Raw genomic sequence first — 17,939 nt, forward strand, 5'->3', positions numbered from 1 at the left:
GATGGAGAAAAGTAAAGCCAATACAATCTAACATAAAAAAGGAAAAGCCGGCTTTTGCAGTATGGATTTGCAAAAGCCGGCTTTTTTTAAAGCAATGCCGATAATGTTGTCCGCTCGTCTTCTGTCAGCGGAACAAGTGGAAGCCGTACGCTGCCGACATCCAATCCTTTCAGCTGAAGTGCAGTCTTTACCGGCACCGGGTTTGGTGCGGCAAACAATCCGCGGAAAAGCGGAAGAAGTTCCTGATGAATGACAGCGGCCGTCTGTACATCACCTGCATAAAAGGCATCGACCATTTTTTTCATTTCGTTTCCTGCAACGTGAGACGCCACCGAAATAATGCCTGTGCCGCCGACTGACAATACCGGAAGCGTCAAGCCATCATCACCGCTGTAGACGAGAAAATCATCTGCCGTATTCGCCAAAATTTCCGTCACAATATCTATACTGCCGCTTGCTTCTTTCGTCGCGATAATATTCGGCACTTCATTTGCAAGACGGATCGTTGTTTTCGGTTCAATTAAAATGGATGTACGTCCTGGAATATTATAGATCATTACAGGCAGACTAGTTGATTCAGCAATTGTTTTAAAATGCTGAAAAAGCCCTTCCTGATTCGGTTTATTATAATATGGTGCAACGAGCATAATTGCGTCGACGCCTGCCTCTTCGGCCTTTTTTGTCAATTCGATCGATACTCTTGTATTGTTGCTGCCTGTACCGGCAATAACCGGGATACGGCCTGCAGCTACTTTTACCGTATGACGGAACAGCGCCACTTTCTCTTCTGACGTAAGTGTTGGTGATTCACCGGTTGTACCAGCCACAACAAGCGAGTCCGTCCCGGTTTGAATTAAATGTTCAATCAGTTGGGTTGTTTTGTCGAAATCAATGTTTCCTTTTGAATCAAACGGCGTTACCATCGCCGTTGACAACCGGCCGAAAGAAATCATTCGTATTCGCCTCCTGTAATCTCGGCCTCCTCATTCAATTCAGCCTGTTCGTTTATTATTTCTAATAAAAATGCATCGTGAAGTGCGTTAACAGCTGCCGGCATCTGGTTTTCTTTGACAAGAACCCAGATCGTCGTATGACTGTCCGCTGACTGCATAATCTTAATCCCTTTTTTAGAAAGAGCAGTGACAATTTTAGACGTTACGCCAGGGACGCCCGTCATGCCCGCCCCTACAACGGATACTTTTGCACAATCCGGTTCCAAAATCGGAGCATAACCGCTGTCGATCAGTTTTTGCTGCGCGAGGGCGGCAAGGGCTGTCGAGACGGTGTAAGTGACGCGGTCTTCCGAAATATTAATAAAATCAACGCTGATTCCCTCATCTGCTATAAGCTGAAAAACCCGCGCTTGATCCGTCGTCTGGACTCTAATCCGGGTAATACCGGAGACATGGGCAATACCTGTAACAAGACGGTCACGTGTATCGGAGCCATGATTTTCATCCGGCGATGACGTCACAAGTGTACCCGTTTCTTCTGAATACGTAGAGCGGATGCGAAGCGGCACTTTCGCCTGCATCGCAATTTCAACCGCACGCGGATGAATGACCTTTGCTCCCTGATACGCCATATTGCACACTTCTGTATATGTCACGACAGAAAGCGGCCGCGCATGGTGTACAATGCGCGGGTCCGCTGTCATAATACCGTTCACATCCGTAAAAATATCGATAAAGTCAGCACCGACGGCGGCGCCTAATGCGGCGGCGGATGTATCGCTGCCGCCTCGTCCGAGAGTCGTCACTTCGCCTGACTTGGATGCCCCTTGAAAGCCGGCCACGACAACGACATCATGCGCTTCCAGTTCTTTCATAAGGCGTGTACAATTCATTTCAATAATTTTTGCCTGCATGTGATCATGATCCGTCACAAATCCTGCCTGCCCGCCGGTTAATGCTGTTGCCTCAAGCCCATTTTCTTTCAGCATGTTCGAGAAAACAAGGCTGGAAATAAGTTCGCCAGCTGACATCAGAAGATCGGTTTCTCTTCTTGTCAGCATACTTTCTCCACTGCCTGTAAGCGAGAGCAATGTATCCGTGGAATATGGATCGCCTTTTCGGCCCATTGCGGACACAACAACAACTACTTTATAGCCTTCGCGGACAGCCCGCTGAACATGAACAAGCGCCCTCAGCCTCGATTGTTCATCACGAACCGATGTACCGCCGAATTTCTGGATAATGATCTTCACATTGAACACCTAGCCTTCTCATGATGAATGGAAGCCGTTTATCCCGGCTAACGGGCAGTACCCACCGGCTTACAATCATTGAAAAGCAGGCTGCCCGTATACGCCGATTGGGTTAACGAACATTCAGCGGGCGCTTCGATTCCCGCCAGATGAAGTCCACATTACTTTTCTGTGACAATCTCCATTTCAATCAAAGTTTCAGCAATCTGCACGGAGTTCCAGGCTGCACCTTTTAACAGGTTATCCGATACAACCCACATGTGGAAACCGTTATCTGTGTCAAGATCCTTACGAATACGTCCGACAAATACATCATTTTTGCCCACGCAGTCTGCAGGCATCGGATATACTTGCTCGGCCGGATTATCCTGCAGGACAACGCCCGGTGCATCTTTCAATAATGCCTGAATGTCTGACGCTGTTAAGCCGCCTTTTTCCGTTTCGAAATAAAGCGATTCAGAGTGTCCTGTCGCAACCGGCAGACGTACGCAAGTAGCCGCAACCGGCAGGTCATCCATGTGCATAATTTTTTTCGTTTCGTTAATCATTTTCATTTCTTCATATGTGAAGCCATTGTCCTGGAATTTATCAATTTGCGGGATCGCATTGAACGCGATTTGATAATGCTTCTTATCGCTGCCAACCGGCAAAATTTGCGGCTCAAATGGTTCGTTATTCACAATAGCTTTCGTTTGATTGTAAAGTTCTTCAACCGCTTTGGCGCCAGCGCCTGAAACTGCTTGGTATGTCGAAACGATCACTTTTTTCAAGCCATGTGCCTGGCGGATCGGTTCAAGTGCAACAAGCATTTGAATCGTTGAACAGTTTGGATTGGCGATAATGCCTTTATGTTTACGCAAATCCTCTTTGTTCACTTCAGGTACAACAAGCGGTACTTCCGGGTCCATGCGGAATGCGCTTGTATTGTCGATGACAACCGCACCCCGTTTTGCTGCTTCCGGAGCAAGAACCTGGGATACGCTGCCGCCTGCTGAGAACAATGCGATATCGATGCCTTCAAAGCTTTCCGGCTTCGCTTCTTGAATCGTTACGTCTTCGCCTCTAAAAGAAACGGTTTTTCCCGCTGAACGGGCGGATGAAAGAAGCGTCAATGTCTTAATCGGGAAATTGCGCTCCTCCAATGTTTTAAGCATTTGCTGTCCGACCGCTCCCGTCGCACCTACGACGGCTACGTGAAAACCTTTGTTACTCATGTAAATCTTCCCCTTCCAGAATAAATGATTCAATTAACGTATAGGATACGCTGTCGAATAATAGCAAATAGTGAAAAAAGTATCTCGATACTATTAATAGCATTATTTTAACACAATAAAGAATGAATAAAAGAAGAAAATCTATCGTTCATTAAAAAAGACCGATTAGGAGAGGGCTGTTTGTCTTTTATTTTAACAGCGGCTGAATTTGGCGGTAGTTTAATGCGGCGGCTACAGTTTCCGGAATAAGATGCATTTTGGCCACGAGCGAGTTCGGTTTTTTAAATGGATCATCCTGTCCGAATGGAACGAAGAAAATGTTTTTCGTATTTAACAGCTTGAAAATGTTCTGGCTGTTCAAGCCCAGTCCATCATTTGTTGAAACGGCGACAACAACCGGACATCCGTTACGGAGGGTGGCTTTTGCTGCCATTAAAACGGGGGAATCCGTATTCGCATTGGCAAACCGGCTAAGCGAACTGCCTGTCATTGGGGCAATGACCATGCAGTCGAGCGGTTCTTTCGGGCCAAGCGGTTCTGCATCCTGAATGGTCACAATCGCTTGTCGGCCTGCTTCCTCTTCTATTTTTTGAAGCCATTCTCCGGCTTCGCCAAACCGGCTCGCTTCTTTTTGTACCGTTGCACTCGCGACAGGAACGACCTCTGCACCAAGTTCAGCCAATCTTTTTACAATAGGCACCACTTCTTCAAATGTACAATGAGATCCTGTTAATCCGAAGCCGATTCGGCGGCCGGTTAAAGACGGTTCCACAGTTTACAATCCCCTTTCCTTTTTCCATTCACGCGCTGCATCGACAATGACGCGGCCCAGTATTTTTCCTGCTGTTTGCGGCGCCGTTTTTCCCGGTAAACTGAGCGCATGAATCGCTTGAACGCCCGCTTTTTTTGCCGCTTCAAAATCAGTGCCTCCCGGAAGTGAGGCAAGATCAATAATGAGACCTGTTTTGTTCATATGTTGAATCACTTCATCCGTGATAACAAGTGACGGCACTGTGTTAATGATGATGTCAGCTTGTTCCATATACGCATTGATTTCTTCCATATAAAACGGGTCAAGTCCCATTTCAACAGCGCGTGCAAATTTACCAGTCTCTCTCACTGCCGTTTTTACAAAAGCGCCTGCCTGCCTAAATAGCCGGGCAGTTGTCAAGCCGACGCGGCCAAAGCCAATGACCACGACATTCGAACGATGTATCGTAAATGGTGTATGCTGCATTGCCAGCAAAAGGGTCCCTTCCGCTGTCGGGATCGAATTATGAATCGCTACATCTTCACGGTCAAATAAAAAACAGATTTCCCGTTTTAGGATATTCGTTAGCTCCGGGGTGTGTATGCCGCTGATAATCATACACGTCTCAGTAAGAAGTGCTGCTATTTCTTTTGTCAAAACGAGCGGCCCGCCAGCGTACGAAGCTTCCACTTCTCCGCCTTTTTTCACACCGGAAACAGGCAAAATAAAAAGATCAATGGGGATGTTTTTCAGTTCGCTAACCTGGATATGATCTGCACCGTACACTTTTTCGCTTTTTTCAAATCCCACCATCCAAACACGATACCCGCTTTGCAGCAAAATACGGCTTATTTCCAACTGCCTGGCATCACCGCCGAATAAAACTGCGTTCATTTTCATCTCCTCCATTTGTGACGTGTTCTTTTTATTGTATGACCCGTTTATTTCCCTGTGCCTTTACCAGCGTATAAAAAAGAATCCGCAAAAAGCGGATTCCGTATTGTAGAAAAATAAAAATTTTTTACCTTAATATCCTTTTGCTTCTTTTTATACAAGCTGTTTTGACGGGATTTGACAAAGCGGCAGGCGCGCGGCTTCGCTTTCCATGGGGCAGGCGCTGAGCTCGTCCCATAGGAGTCTGCGCCGTGCGCCTGCCGCTAGTGCTTTAAACAAAACAATATCGTCTGGCAGTTCCCTATTTCTTCGCAGCAGCAATGGTGAAAAATACGCAGACATGTTCCTCGCGATTGTTCAATAAATACTGTATATAAAGTCTCGCGCTCACTTGCTGCTTTTCTAAAACGCCTTGGGGAAGCCGTCCGGACGAAGACTCCTGCGGGATGCACAGTGAATCGGGAGATCCCGCAGGCGCAGCCGAGGAAGTTCCCGCACTGCCCGCGGAAAGCGAAGTCCGGACGGCTTCCCCTATTGGCTCCGGATAAAAAGCGGGGTCTTCACAAAAGACGCCTGTTGATTTGCTGTCGCCGACTTTGTCTACAGTCTCAAATCCGCAAAAAGCGGATTCAATTCACGGCTGATGTTGGCCATTTGCCGTCGGGGCTGATCAAGGAAGCGGAAAATGGTTTATCGAACAGCTGCTTCGCCAATTGGTCAACGCTTTCTTTCGTTACGCCGTCTATAAGTGACACAATTTCATCAAGGGAACGATGCCGCTTTAACAGCAGCTCGTTTTTCCCATTTCTGCTCATGCGGCTGTTTGTACTCTCCAGACTTAGCATTAAGCTGCCTTTTAGCTGCTCTTTACTGTTATGCAACTCTTTCTCTGTAAAGCCGTCTGCTTTCACAAGATCAATGGAGTTCATAATGGTTTCATACAATTCATCCAGCTGCTCGGCACCAGTCCCTCCATAAAACGTAATTAACCCGGTATCTTTATAGGACGAATGGTATGAATAAACGGAATAAGCAAGGCCCCGTTCTTCACGCACTTCCTGAAACAAACGGCTCGACATACTGCCGCCGATAATATTGTTCATCACAATTAAGCTGTATATATCCTTATCTCCAATCGAAAGACCTTCATAACCAAGGCATAAATGAGCTTGTTCTGTCTCTTTGGAGCGCGCTTTTTTTTCGTAATAAAAATCAGAAACGGCAGACATAGATGTCGCTTTACCGCCTGAATATGAACCGAAAAGCGCTTCTGCTTTACGGACAATGGTCTCATCGATGTTTCCGGCGATGGAAATAACGACGCGGTCCGGCGCATACATATTGTACATATACTCTTTTAAAGTATCGCGCGTAAAGGAAGCCAGTGTTTCTTCTGTTCCTAAAATGGGCAGTCCCAGCGGATGGTCCCCGTATGCAGCTCTGCTTAATAAGTCATGGACAATATCGTCCGGTGCATCTTCGTACATTTTAATTTCTTCATAAATGACATTTTTTTCTTTCTCCATTTCTTCTTCCTCAAACGTCGAATGAAAAAACATGTCAGCGAGCACGTTTAAAGCATGATCCGCATGATTATCAAGCACTTTTGCATAGTAGCATGTATATTCTTTTGACGTAAACGCATTGACTTGACCGCCGATGCTGTCAAAACTTTCCGCAATCTCTTTTGCACTTAACGACTTGGTACCTTTAAAAAACATATGTTCAAGAAAATGGGATATTCCATTCAGTTCCGGAGATTCATCCCTTGATCCGGTCGCTATCCAAATGCCGATTGCTGCCGAACGGACAGTGGAAATTTCCTCCGTTACAATGGTCACACCATTGTCGCATGTAAATCTTTTAATCAACGTAATCAAAGCCCCCTATTTCTGTTTCACCAGGATGTCTATTTACCAATATCAATGAATAACATTAACACAGGTCTGGCATTTATACCAGAAAAAAACACCAGTCTTTTACTCAAGACTGGTGTTTTTATGGCGTTATGGCTGCTTAGCTGCTTCTTCTTTTTCTTTTTGTTCTTTTATAACAGCTTTACGGGATACGTTTACACGTCCCTGATTATCAATGGCAATGACTTTAACAAGGAACTCATCGCCCATCTTCACCACATCTTCCACTTTGGCAACGCGTTCTTCTGCGAGTTCCGAAATGTGGACAAGTCCGTCTTTTCCTTTAAACAATTCGACAAACGCTCCGAATTTTTCAATTCGTTTCACTTTCCCCATGTAAAGTTCGCCGACCTGCACTTCACGGACAATATCTTCAATGATTTTCTTCGCGCGTTCGTTGTCCTCTTGATTGACGGACGAAATAAAGACCGTTCCATCCTGTTCAATATCAATCTTAACGCCTGTTTCTTCAATGATTTTATTGATCTGCTTTCCGCTCGGCCCGATGACATCGCGGATTTTGTCCGGGTTAATCGTCATGGTGATGATTTTCGGTGCATACGCGGATAATTCCGTACGCGGCTTATCAATAACGGACAGCATATGCTCTAAAATATGCATTCTTCCTTCTTTTGCCTGTTGCAGCGCTTCTTCTAAAATTTGACGGCTTAATCCCTCAATTTTAATATCCATTTGAAGAGCGGTTACACCTTTAGCTGTACCGGCCACTTTAAAGTCCATGTCGCCAAGGTGATCTTCCATTCCTTGAATGTCACTGAGAATGGTGTAGTGATCTCCCGACTTCACAAGACCCATCGCGATACCTGCAACCGGTGCTTTAATCGGCACCCCTGCATCCATCATCGCCATCGTACTGGCACAAATGCTTGCCTGCGAAGATGAACCGTTTGATTCAAGCACTTCTGACACAAGACGAATCGTATATGGGAAATCTTTCTCATCCGGAATGATGGGATCAAGCGCACGTTCACCAAGTGCACCGTGGCCGATTTCACGGCGTCCCGGCGCGCGAAGCGGTCTTGTTTCCCCTACGCTGAATGAAGGAAAGTTGTAATGGTGCATAAAACGCTTTGACTCTTCTACACCAAGCCCATCCAAAATTTGAACGTCACCAAGCGCGCCAAGTGTCGCAATGCTGAGCACCTGTGTCTGACCGCGCGTAAACATTGCAGAACCGTGCGTGCGCGGCAGCAAGGTTGTTTCCGAGGCAAGCGGACGGATTTCATTGATTTTACGGCCGTCCGGACGGATTTTTTCAACTGTAATTAAACGGCGGACTTCCTCTTTAACAATTTTATCCAATATTTCAGACGCTTCCCGAAGAGACTCTTCGCTGCCTTCTGCTTCAAGCGCTGCTTTGACAGAATTTTTGACTTCTGTAATCGCTTCGTCACGCGCATGCTTTTCAGCTGTTTGAATGGCTTTAATCATATCGCTTTCACACATTGTACGGATTTTCGCTTCAAGTTCTTTGTCATGTTCATACAATTCAACTTCGCGTTTTTCTTTTCCGCATTTTTCTACAATGTCTTCCTGGAAAGCAATGAGTCGTTTAATTTCTTCGTGACCAAACATGATCGCTTCAAGCATCACTTCTTCAGGCACCTCTTTGGCACCCGCTTCCACCATGTTAATGGCCTCTTTCGTACCGGCAACCGTCAAATCGATATCGCTTTGCTCCGCCTGTTCAACAGTAGGGTTAATCACGAATTCACCATTAATACGGCCGACCTGCACGCCGGCAATCGGTCCTTCAAACGGAATATCCGATATTGAAAGAGCGAGTGATGAACCGAACATCGCTGCCACTTCAGAAGAGCAGTTTTGATCGACACTCATCACCATGCTGATCACTTGGATTTCGTTGCGGAAACCATCCGGAAACAGCGGGCGGATCGGCCGGTCAATTAAACGGCTCGCCAATGTCGCTTTTTCACTCGGACGTCCTTCCCGTTTAATAAATCCGCCGGGAATTTTACCGACAGCGTATAGTCGCTCTTCATAGTTTACAGTTAAAGGAAAGAAATCGACTGCTTTTGGTTCTTTTGAGGCTGTTGCAGAGCTTAATACAACGGTATCGCCGTAGCGAATCAACGCTGAACCATTGGCCTGCTTAGCGATTTGTCCGACTTCAACAGTCAGCTTACGCCCTGCCCAATCCATGGAAAATGTTTGTTTTCCCTGCTCCATTTATTTGCACCTCTCTTATTTAAAAAACGTTTTTTTCCTAACAAAAAAGCGGGAAAAATCCCGCTTTATCGTGAATTATCGGCGCAAACCAAGTTTTTGTATCAACTCGCGGTAACGTTGAACATCCTTGTTGCGAAGGTATGAAAGCAAGTTACGGCGGCGGCCGACCATTTTCAAAAGACCGCGACGTGAATGATGGTCTTTTTTATGTGTGCGTAAATGATCATTCAAAGTGTTGATTTGTTCAGTCAATACAGCGATTTGCACTTCTGGAGATCCAGTATCGCTTTCGTGTGTTCTGTACTCCTGAATGAGTTGGTTTTTGCGTTCTTGTGATAATGCCATGTGTAGTTCCTCCTTTAAATTGTTTCATCCCCGTCAGCCGAGCATGCGTTGGAGACTCGCTATGCCAAGCAGCGGTTCAAAATGTCAAGCAATGAATATTATACGAAACTTAGCTGTTTTCGTCAAGGCGCTTCTTGTCGAAGAAGCGTATCGCCGACTGCTTATCTTTTTCAATTTGAGCGGACAATTCTTCAATTCCGTTAAATTTTTGTTCACCGCGGAGACGAATGTACCAGTCTACATCCACTTCTTCTCCATAAATATCTCCACTATACTGAAAAATATGCACTTCAATAGATAAAACTGGCTTGTCCGGGCTTTTAAATGTTGGCCGGTAGCCTACATTACATACCCCTTCGCGCCATTCATTCTGGACGCGCATTTTTACCGCATACACGCCTGTAAGCGGCAAAAAGTATGAATCGTCCGGTTCGATATTCGCGGTTGGAAAGCCCATTTTCCGGCCTCGTTTATCGCCGTGAATAACCGTGCCGCGCATCCGGTACGGGCGTCCCAGCAAATCGGATGCATCGCGTACAAGACCGCTCGAAAGTAATTCACGCACTTTTGTCGAGCTTACTTTTTCCTCCTCCAAGTCCAGTTTTTTAACGGTGGTATACTCAAACTGTCCACGCGAATGGAATCGAATGGTTTCCATCGTTCCTTTGCCGAGACGGCCGTACGTATAGTCAAATCCGGCAATGACGTGCCGCACATTTAATCCGATGATGTACTCATCGATAAACTGCTGAGGCTCCAAAGCCGCAAAATCGGATGTAAACCGGACAATAAATAAATAATCAACACCAAGCTCTTCAATCAGCCGTTTTTTTTCTTCAAGCGGTGTAATGTGGCGTATATGCCGGTGTTTCTGTCCCAGAACGACAGACGGATGAGGATCAAACGTCATGACAGCGCTCTTCCAGCCATGCTGGTCCGCGATTTGTTTGGCTGTGCGAATGACCTTTTGATGACCTTTATGCACACCGTCAAAAAAACCGAGTGCAAGCGCCATTGGCTGAAACTCGTCTGTCTTCTTTTCATGGGGATGACGAAGCATTATTGTTTCCATTTGTTGACACCTGGCTTTCTTTCAATCAGGCATTACTTTAACCGGCTTTATTTTTCCGTCTTTTTCAGGATGAAACTGGTAAATGGCCAGCAGCTCTCCATTCCAAAAAACCGCTGCTTCCTCTTCTCCATCCGGCCATTCAGCGGGCACCGGCAGTACTGCTCCATTTTTTATCGTTACTGCTACTGTATCATTTACGTCCCACTTCGGCAAATGAGAAACCGCGGTGGCAGCCGGTTTTAAGACATCTTCCGGCTCACTTTCGGCAAGTTCTGACAAGGTCACACAGTCATTTTCTCCAAATCCGCCCGAGCTTGTGCGGACAAGCTTCGACATGTGCGCTGGATAGCCAAGTTTTTCACCGATCATCACCGCCAGCGTTCGGATGTATGTCCCTTTGCCGCAGGCCACACGAATAGAAAAACTAGCTGTGTCCTCGTTTTGTTTCATATCACTAATCAATTCGATTTGATGAATGGTTACCATTCTGGATGGACGCTCCACCACCTGGCCTGCGCGGGCATATTCATAAAGCCGCCTGCCGTTTACTTTTACTGCAGAATACATCGGCGGGGTCTGTTCAATTTGTCCGGTCAGCTGAGACAAGACTGTTAACAGCTCTTCTTTTGTCAATGAAGCATCCACTTTTTTTGTTTCAATGACTGAACCTGATGCATCTTCCGTTTCCGTTGACACGCCGATTGTGACTTGCGCTTCATATGTTTTGCCGCTGTCCGTTATGTATTCAGCAAGACGTGTTGCTTTTCCGATACACAGCGGGAGTACGCCTTCCACATCCGGGTCCAGCGTGCCGGTGTGGCCGACTTTTTTTGTGTTCAATATTTTTCGTACTTTAAAAACGCAGTCATGCGATGTCATGCCTTTTTCTTTCCAAAGCGGTAAAATTCCGTTCAATTTTTTTCGCCTCCAAGTCTCCAGGTTCATAAAAAAGACGCCAGACAAGCAGCAGACCGGGTCCGCTGCTGTCATGGCGTCTTATTTTTCTTAGGACGGATCGTTTGAATCGCTGATTTCTCTTAAAAGTGAATCAATCCGGTTGCCGTATGCAACCGATTCATCAAATTCAAACATGAGCTCCGGTGTTTTCCGAAGGCGGATTCGCTGGCCGAGTTCAGAACGGATAAAACCTTTCGCTTTCGCAAGTGCTTTTAACGTTCCATCGCGCTCTTCTTCCCCGCCAAGCACCGTAATATACACCGTTGCCTGCTGCAGGTCGCCGGTTACTTCCACATCTGTCACGGTCAAAAAACCGATGCGCGGATCTTTTACTTTCCGGCTCAAAATATCTGTCAATTCTTTTTTCATCTGTTCTGCGACACGATTAGAACGCATTGTCATGTGTATCACCCCTTAAAACGGAAGGTTATTTGCGCTCGATTTCCTGTTCGATGAACGCTTCAATAATATCTCCTTCTTTGACATCATTGAAACCGCGAATCGTAATTCCGCACTCATAGCCTTGCGCCACTTCTTTTGCATCATCTTTAAAACGTTTCAGCGCATCGACTTCGCCTTCAAAAATGACGATGCCGTCACGGATTAACCGCACGCCCGAATCTCGAGTAATTTTGCCTTCTGTTACATAGCTTCCGGCAATGGTACCGATTTTAGATACTTTAAATGTTTGACGCACTTCTGCCTGGCCAATAATTTTTTCTTCAAATTCCGGATCAAGCATTCCTTTCATCGCCGCTTCGATCTCTTCGATCACTTTATAAATAATGCGGTGCAAGCGAACTTCTACATCTTCGGCTTCAGCTGTACGCTTCGCATTGACATCCGGACGAACGTTAAATCCGATGACAATCGCATTGGATGCGGAGGCGAGAATAATGTCTGATTCTGTAATGGCACCGGCACCGGTATGGATAATTTTCACGTTGACGCCTTCAACTTCAATTTTTTGAAGAGCTGCCGCTACCGCTTCGACAGAACCTTGAACATCTGCTTTTAAAACGATATTCAAGTCTTTCATTTCACCTTGTTTCATATGTTCAAACAAATTATCAAGGCTTACTTTTGTTTTCTCGCTGCGCTGTGCCTGAAGAGCCTCCTGTGCACGTGACTCACCGATTTGACGGGCTGTTTTCTCGTCTTCAAACACGACAAAACGATCTCCGGCAAGCGGGACATCATTCAAGCCGGTAATTTCCACCGGTGTGGACGGGCCTGCTGATTTCACGCGGCGCCCAACATCATTGACCATCGCACGAACGCGGCCGAATGTGTTGCCGACTACGATTGGATCGCCGACATGTAACGTTCCGTTTTGAACAAGGAGCGTCGCAACCGAACCACGGCCTTTATCTAGTTCTGCTTCGATGACTGTTCCCATTGCCCGGCGGGTCGGATCTGCTTTCAATTCTTCTACTTCTGCTACAAGCAGGATCATTTCAAGCAATGTATCAATTCCTTCACCTTGCTTAGCGGAAAGAGGGACAAAAATCGTTTCCCCGCCCCATGCTTCCGGTACGAGGCCGTGCTCTGTCAATTCTTGCATCACGCGGTCCGGGTTGGCAGCCGGTTTATCGATTTTATTCACAGCCACAATGATCGGCACTTCCGCCGCTTTCGCGTGGTTGATTGCCTCAACCGTCTGCGGCATAACACCATCATCCGCTGCGACAACCAGAATGGTAATATCCGTTACTTTTGCACCGCGGGCGCGCATCGTTGTAAATGCAGCATGTCCCGGTGTATCAAGGAACGTGATTTTCTTGCCGTTTGTTTCCGCCTGGTAGGCACCGATGTGCTGCGTAATACCGCCTGCTTCACCTTCCGTCACTTTCGTATTGCGGATGGAATCAAGAAGGGTTGTTTTGCCATGGTCAACGTGTCCCATAATTGTGACAACAGCAGGACGCTCAACGGCCTTCTCTTCTGCATCCTCTTCTTCAAAGTACGTTTCAAGATCCGCTTTGTCGATTAAAATTTCTTCTTCCACTTCTACATTAAACTCACTTGCTACAAGTTCGATGGCATCTTTATCAAGCTCTTGGTTAATGGTGGCCATGACGCCCAGCATAAACAACTTTTTAATAACTTCCGATGGTTCGACATTCATTTTCTTTGCAAGTTCGGCTACCGTCAGTGAACCCGAGAAAACAATTTTTTCCGGAATCTCTTTCTTTTTCACCGGCATCGGCGGTTTCGGTGATCCGCTGCGCTGCCCGCCTGAACGGCCTTTTCCGCGTGGTCCGCCATTTATGCCGCGCTGCCCTGGTTTTGAACCGCCGCGTGCACCGCCCCCTTGCTTTTGCTGTGCGCCCGGTTTTGATCCGGTTGGTTTTGGTTTCGCCGGTCCGCGGTTTTGCGCCGGCTTGTTTGCTGATTTATTCGCTGATTGTTGGTTATTTGATTTATTATCCAAGATTGAATAGCCTCCTTGTCATGACCATCTTTTGTAAATGGTCATTCCCCATCGATAAGCGTCTTCAGCTTTTTCGCGAATCCGGTATCCGTTACGGCCACTACGACACGCGCCTCTTTGCCGATCGCCTGACCCAGTGCCGCGCGATCCTGTACACGACTGACCGGTACGCTGTAAAAAGCCGCCTTATCGGTAATTTTCTTTTCTGTATTGCGGGATGCATCCTCTGATAAAATCACGAGTTTTGCATTGCCGCGCTGAATTTCTTTCACCGTTAATTCTTCACCGGAAATAATTTTACCGGCCCGGTTTGCAAGTCCCAAAAAGGATGTCCACTTTGACACGGTCATGTTATTTTTCGTCCTTTATGATGAAATCAAGCAGTTCATCGTAAATGGATGGCGGAACTTCCGCGCTGAGCTGCCGTGCAAGAACATTCTTTTTCTTCGCCGCTTCAACGGCTTCCCTCGTTTTGGACACGTATGTACCGCGTCCCGATTTTTTACCTGTCGGATCCACAGATACTTCTCCTTCTTTTGAACGGACAATACGGATCATTTCTTTTTTCGGTTTCATTTCTCCCGTTGCCGCACATTTGCGGAGCGGAATTTTTTTCGGTACAGGCATTGCTGTTCCTCCTTATTCGATTTCTTCGGAAAAGAAATCTTCAAGGTTGTCGTTAGCAGATTCAAACTCGTCTTCCTCGGCCGGCACCTTGCTGTTCCCAGACGGATAGATCCCTGCTGCACGGGCATCTGATTCACTTTTAATATCAATTTTCCACCCGGTTAATTTCGCCGCAAGACGTGCGTTTTGACCGCGTTTTCCGATCGCAAGGGATAATTGATAGTCCGGCACGATCACCGTTGTTGCTTTATTCTCCTCATCAACGCTTACCTCCACCACTTTCGCCGGGCTGAGCGCATTTGCAACGAATACAACGGGATCCTCTGACCATTTCACAATGTCAATTTTTTCCCCTTTTAATTCATTTACGATCGCCTGCACGCGGTTTCCTTTCGGGCCTACACATGCGCCGACCGGGTCCACTTCCGGATTTTCCGCATGAACAGAGATCTTAGAGCGGTCGCCTGCTTCACGTGAGACGGAACGGATTTCAACCGTGCCGTCAAAAATTTCCGGCACTTCAATTTCAAATAGACGCTTTAAAAGACCAGGGTGTGTACGTGACACAAAAATTTGCGGCCCTTTTGTTGTCCGCTCCACTTTCGTGATAAACACTTTAATGCGGTCATGAGGCTTGTACGTTTCATTTGGCATTTGCTCTGACTGCGGCAAAAGTGCTTCAATTTTACCGAGGCTGACATAAATAAACCGGGCATCCTGACGCTGGACGATTCCGGTCATGATGTCTTCTTCCCGGTCGATAAACTCGGAATAAATAATGCCCCGCTCCGCTTCCCGTACTCGCTGTGTGACAACCTGCTTCGCCGCCTGCGCTGCAATGCGGCCGAAATCTTTCGGTGTTACTTCCATTTCAACAATATCGCCGATTTCATAAGCCGGGTTAATTAACGCGGCATCCGGAGCAGCGATTTCAAGGCGTGAATCAAACACTTCCTCAACAACTTCTTTGCGGGCAAATACGCGCATCGATCCGCCTTCAAGGTTTAAATCAACCCGTACATTTTGCGCTTGGTTAAAGTTACGTTTATAGGCGGAAACAAGTGCCGCTTCAATTGCATCAATCAATAAATTTCGTTCGATGCCTTTTTCTTTTTCAAGATAAGTGAGGGCATCATATAGCTCTGAGCTCATTGGCCAAAAAGCCTCCTTACATATATATCTTATTATATTTTTTTAAAACGAGACAGCTAAACGGGCTTTTGCCACTTTGGAAAGCGGGACAGTCAGCTGTTTTTTACGTGTTTTTACCGCATATTCAATGGTCAATTCCTCTCCTTCAAAGGAGAGAAGCGTTCCTTCATATGTTTTTTCTCCGTCGATCGGTTCATACAGTTTTACGTTTACGTATTTACCGACAGCGCGTTCGAAGTCCTCTGTTTTTTTAAGCGGCCGTTCAGCGCCGGGTGACGATACTTCAAGAAAATAATTGTGCGGAATCGGATCTGGATCAAGCGCATCTAATTTCTCGCTCAAACGCTCGCTGACAACGGCGCATTCTTCAATATCAATGCCGTTTTCTTTGTCGATATACAAGCGAAGAAACCAGTTCTTTCCTTCTTTTACGTATTCGATTTCTACAAGTTCCAGATTCAGTTCTTCAATGATCGGTACAGCTATTTTTTCGACCGTTTCAATGATTTTACTCATATTTTATCCTCCCGCATGAAAAAATTTGTTTCGGAACATCCCCGCAACAAACACGAAAGAGTGGGGGCGGCCCACTCTTTCGAAGAGAGTTATCATGCAATTTCCATCTTTAAAGATACCATAAATGGGCCCTTTTTGCAAACAGCACATTAGAATAACGACAGCTGATTCTGGTCAGGCAGTGCATCGAGGCAGCCCATTTTCTCCAAATACTCCATAATCGTTTTTGATACTTTTCCTCGCTGCTGCAGGTCTTCTTTCGATAAAAATTCGCCGTCGGCTCTCGCAGCAACTATATTTTTCGCCGCATTTGTCCCAAGACCCGGAAGTGCATTAAACGGCGGGATAAGTGAATCTCCATCGATAATGAATTCATCCGCGCTTGAGCGGTATAAATCGACTTTTTTGAATGTGAAGCCGCGCTCCACCATTTCAAGTGCCAGTTCAAGCACCGTCATTAAGTTCTTTTCTTTCGGTGAAGCGTCAAGTCCTTTTGCATTAATTTCCTGAAGCAATGATTTAATCGCCGCTGATCCTCTTGACATGACATCAATATCAAAATCTTCGGCCCGCACTGTAAAATAGGCTGCGTAATACAAAAGCGGAAGATGTACTTTAAAGTAGGCAATCCGAACCGCCATTAACACGTAAGCAGCCGCATGGGCTTTCGGGAACATGTATTTAATCTTTTTACAGGAATCAATATACCATTCAGGCACTTCATTTTTGCGCATTTCCTCTTCCATTTCGTCAGTGAGCCCTTTCCCTTTACGAACAGACTCCATAATTTTAAACGCGAACGCCGGATCAAGTCCCTGGTAGATTAAATACACCATAATGTCATCCCGGCAGCCGATGACGTCCGAAAGCTCGCAAATACCGTTTTGAATAAGCTCCTGCGCATTCCCAAGCCATACGTCCGTTCCATGGGAAAGACCGGAAATCTGGACAAGCTCAGAAAACGTTGTCGGTTTCGTTTCTTCAAGCATCTGCCGGACAAATCGTGTACCGAATTCCGGAATGCCTAATGTACCCGTTTTACACATGATCTGTTCTTCCGTAACCCCAAGTGATTCTGTCCCGCTGAAAATTTTCATGACTTCCGGATCGTCAGTCGGAATCGTTTTCGGATCAATGCCGGACAAATCCTGTAGCATCCGGATCACTGTCGGATCGTCGTGTCCGAGAATATCAAGCTTCAGCAAGTTATCATGGATGGAGTGGAAATCAAAGTGAGTCGTTTTCCATTCCGATTTGTCGGAATCGGCCGGGTATTGAATCGGTGAAAAATCGTATATATCCATGTAATTCGGTACAACGATAATGCCGCCCGGGTGCTGGCCTGTTGTTCTCTTTACTCCGGTGCAGCCCGAAACAAGACGGTCCACCTCAGCACTTCGATATTGCTTCGTATACTCTTCCGCATATTTTTTTACGTAGCCATAGGCCGTTTTTTCCGCCACTGTGCCGATTGTCCCGGCTCTGAATACATAGTCTTCACCAAACAATTCTTTCGTATAGTTGTGCGCGCGGGGCTGATATTCTCCGGAGAAGTATGACGATAGGTAAGCCTTTGAAATCATCTCCAGCTTTTCCCCCGTCCCACACCATACGTGACCCTTTCGGTGTCATACGGCGTTCCAT

At 46.4% G+C, this 17,939-nt stretch carries 16 protein-coding genes and 1 pseudogene; all 17 read right to left on the bottom strand.

The window, feature by feature from the left end; translation table 11 throughout:
* Nucleotides 1–86: 86 nt before the first annotated feature.
* A complete protein-coding gene (dapA, locus tag BTO30_RS07360) occupies nucleotides 87–953 on the bottom strand; it encodes a 4-hydroxy-tetrahydrodipicolinate synthase (protein ID WP_075398083.1) in 867 nt (288 codons plus the stop codon).
* Nucleotides 950–2,206 (bottom strand): aspartate kinase, encoded by a 1,257-nt coding sequence (dapG, locus tag BTO30_RS07365; RefSeq protein WP_075398218.1) that lies wholly within the window; start codon nucleotides 2,204–2,206, stop codon nucleotides 950–952. Before dapG ends, dapA begins: the two co-directional genes overlap by 4 nt.
* A 161-nt stretch (nucleotides 2,207–2,367) precedes the next feature.
* Nucleotides 2,368–3,420 carry an aspartate-semialdehyde dehydrogenase gene (gene asd / locus BTO30_RS07370; RefSeq protein WP_075398084.1) on the bottom strand — a complete coding sequence of 351 codons (1,053 nt, stop codon included), beginning with the start codon at nucleotides 3,418–3,420 and terminating at the stop codon, nucleotides 2,368–2,370.
* Nucleotides 3,421–3,607: 187 nt separating this feature from the next.
* On the bottom strand, nucleotides 3,608–4,192 hold the full coding sequence (locus BTO30_RS07375; RefSeq protein WP_075398085.1) for a dipicolinate synthase subunit B: 585 nt from the start codon (nucleotides 4,190–4,192) through the stop codon (nucleotides 3,608–3,610).
* 3 nt (nucleotides 4,193–4,195) lie between these two features.
* Entirely contained in the window at nucleotides 4,196–5,065 is an 870-nt protein-coding gene (dpsA, locus tag BTO30_RS07380) for a dipicolinate synthase subunit DpsA (RefSeq protein ID WP_158023574.1), read from the bottom strand.
* A 629-nt stretch (nucleotides 5,066–5,694) separates the two neighbouring features.
* Entirely contained in the window at nucleotides 5,695–6,936 is a 1,242-nt protein-coding gene (locus BTO30_RS07385) for a M16 family metallopeptidase (protein WP_075398087.1), read from the bottom strand.
* Nucleotides 6,937–7,071: 135 nt separating this feature from the next.
* A complete protein-coding gene (pnp, locus tag BTO30_RS07390) occupies nucleotides 7,072–9,192 on the bottom strand; it encodes a polyribonucleotide nucleotidyltransferase (RefSeq protein ID WP_075398088.1) in 2,121 nt (706 codons plus the stop codon).
* A gap of 75 nt (nucleotides 9,193–9,267) precedes the next feature.
* On the bottom strand, nucleotides 9,268–9,537 hold the full coding sequence (gene rpsO, locus BTO30_RS07395) for a 30S ribosomal protein S15 (RefSeq protein WP_075398089.1): 270 nt from the start codon (nucleotides 9,535–9,537) through the stop codon (nucleotides 9,268–9,270).
* Nucleotides 9,538–9,646: 109 nt separating this feature from the next.
* Nucleotides 9,647–10,609 carry a bifunctional riboflavin kinase/FAD synthetase gene (ribF, locus tag BTO30_RS07400; RefSeq protein ID WP_075398090.1) on the bottom strand — a complete coding sequence of 321 codons (963 nt, stop codon included), beginning with the start codon at nucleotides 10,607–10,609 and terminating at the stop codon, nucleotides 9,647–9,649.
* A gap of 21 nt (nucleotides 10,610–10,630) precedes the next feature.
* Nucleotides 10,631–11,524 carry a tRNA pseudouridine(55) synthase TruB gene (truB, locus tag BTO30_RS07405; RefSeq protein ID WP_075398091.1) on the bottom strand — a complete coding sequence of 298 codons (894 nt, stop codon included), beginning with the start codon at nucleotides 11,522–11,524 and terminating at the stop codon, nucleotides 10,631–10,633.
* Between the two features lie 90 nt (nucleotides 11,525–11,614).
* Entirely contained in the window at nucleotides 11,615–11,968 is a 354-nt protein-coding gene (rbfA, locus tag BTO30_RS07410; protein ID WP_075398092.1) for a 30S ribosome-binding factor RbfA, read from the bottom strand.
* A 25-nt stretch (nucleotides 11,969–11,993) separates the two neighbouring features.
* Nucleotides 11,994–14,000 carry a translation initiation factor IF-2 gene (gene infB, locus BTO30_RS07415; protein ID WP_075398093.1) on the bottom strand — a complete coding sequence of 669 codons (2,007 nt, stop codon included), beginning with the start codon at nucleotides 13,998–14,000 and terminating at the stop codon, nucleotides 11,994–11,996.
* Nucleotides 14,001–14,041: 41 nt separating this feature from the next.
* Nucleotides 14,042–14,350 (bottom strand): YlxQ family RNA-binding protein, encoded by a 309-nt coding sequence (locus BTO30_RS07420; protein ID WP_075398094.1) that lies wholly within the window; start codon nucleotides 14,348–14,350, stop codon nucleotides 14,042–14,044.
* 1 nt (nucleotide 14,351) lies between these two features.
* Nucleotides 14,352–14,627, bottom strand: a complete 276-nt coding sequence (rnpM, locus tag BTO30_RS07425; RefSeq protein ID WP_075398095.1) for an RNase P modulator RnpM — start codon at nucleotides 14,625–14,627, stop codon at nucleotides 14,352–14,354.
* 12 nt (nucleotides 14,628–14,639) lie between these two features.
* Nucleotides 14,640–15,779, bottom strand: a complete 1,140-nt coding sequence (gene nusA / locus BTO30_RS07430) for a transcription termination factor NusA (protein WP_075398096.1) — start codon at nucleotides 15,777–15,779, stop codon at nucleotides 14,640–14,642.
* 42 nt (nucleotides 15,780–15,821) lie between these two features.
* Nucleotides 15,822–16,295 carry a ribosome maturation factor RimP gene (rimP, locus tag BTO30_RS07435; protein WP_075398097.1) on the bottom strand — a complete coding sequence of 158 codons (474 nt, stop codon included), beginning with the start codon at nucleotides 16,293–16,295 and terminating at the stop codon, nucleotides 15,822–15,824.
* A gap of 149 nt (nucleotides 16,296–16,444) precedes the next feature.
* Nucleotides 16,445–17,848 (bottom strand): annotated as a pseudogene (locus BTO30_RS07440) (PolC-type DNA polymerase III); the annotation flags it as partial.
* Nucleotides 17,849–17,939: the final 91 nt, after the last annotated feature.

Source organism: Domibacillus antri (genome assembly GCF_001936625.1).
Lineage (GTDB): Bacteria > Bacillota > Bacilli > Bacillales > Domibacillaceae > Domibacillus > Domibacillus antri.

Excerpts from the sequence above, each read along its gene's own strand:
- rbfA (WP_075398092.1), bottom strand. The coding sequence starts at position 11,968 with ATGACAATGCGTTCTAATCGTGTCGCAGAACAGATGAAAAAAGAATTG.
- dpsA (WP_158023574.1), bottom strand. The coding sequence starts at position 5,065 with ATGAACGCAGTTTTATTCGGCGGTGATGCCAGGCAGTTGGAAATAAGC.
- rnpM (WP_075398095.1), bottom strand. The coding sequence starts at position 14,627 with ATGCCTGTACCGAAAAAAATTCCGCTCCGCAAATGTGCGGCAACGGGA.
- dapA (WP_075398083.1), bottom strand. The coding sequence starts at position 953 with ATGATTTCTTTCGGCCGGTTGTCAACGGCGATGGTAACGCCGTTTGAT.
- asd (WP_075398084.1), bottom strand. The coding sequence starts at position 3,420 with ATGAGTAACAAAGGTTTTCACGTAGCCGTCGTAGGTGCGACGGGAGCG.
- ribF (WP_075398090.1), bottom strand. The coding sequence starts at position 10,609 with ATGGAAACAATAATGCTTCGTCATCCCCATGAAAAGAAGACAGACGAG.
- rimP (WP_075398097.1), bottom strand. The coding sequence starts at position 16,295 with ATGAGTAAAATCATTGAAACGGTCGAAAAAATAGCTGTACCGATCATT.
- nusA (WP_075398096.1), bottom strand. The coding sequence starts at position 15,779 with ATGAGCTCAGAGCTATATGATGCCCTCACTTATCTTGAAAAAGAAAAA.
- pnp (WP_075398088.1), bottom strand. The coding sequence starts at position 9,192 with ATGGAGCAGGGAAAACAAACATTTTCCATGGATTGGGCAGGGCGTAAG.
- rpsO (WP_075398089.1), bottom strand. The coding sequence starts at position 9,537 with ATGGCATTATCACAAGAACGCAAAAACCAACTCATTCAGGAGTACAGA.
- BTO30_RS07420 (WP_075398094.1), bottom strand. The coding sequence starts at position 14,350 with ATGACCGTGTCAAAGTGGACATCCTTTTTGGGACTTGCAAACCGGGCC.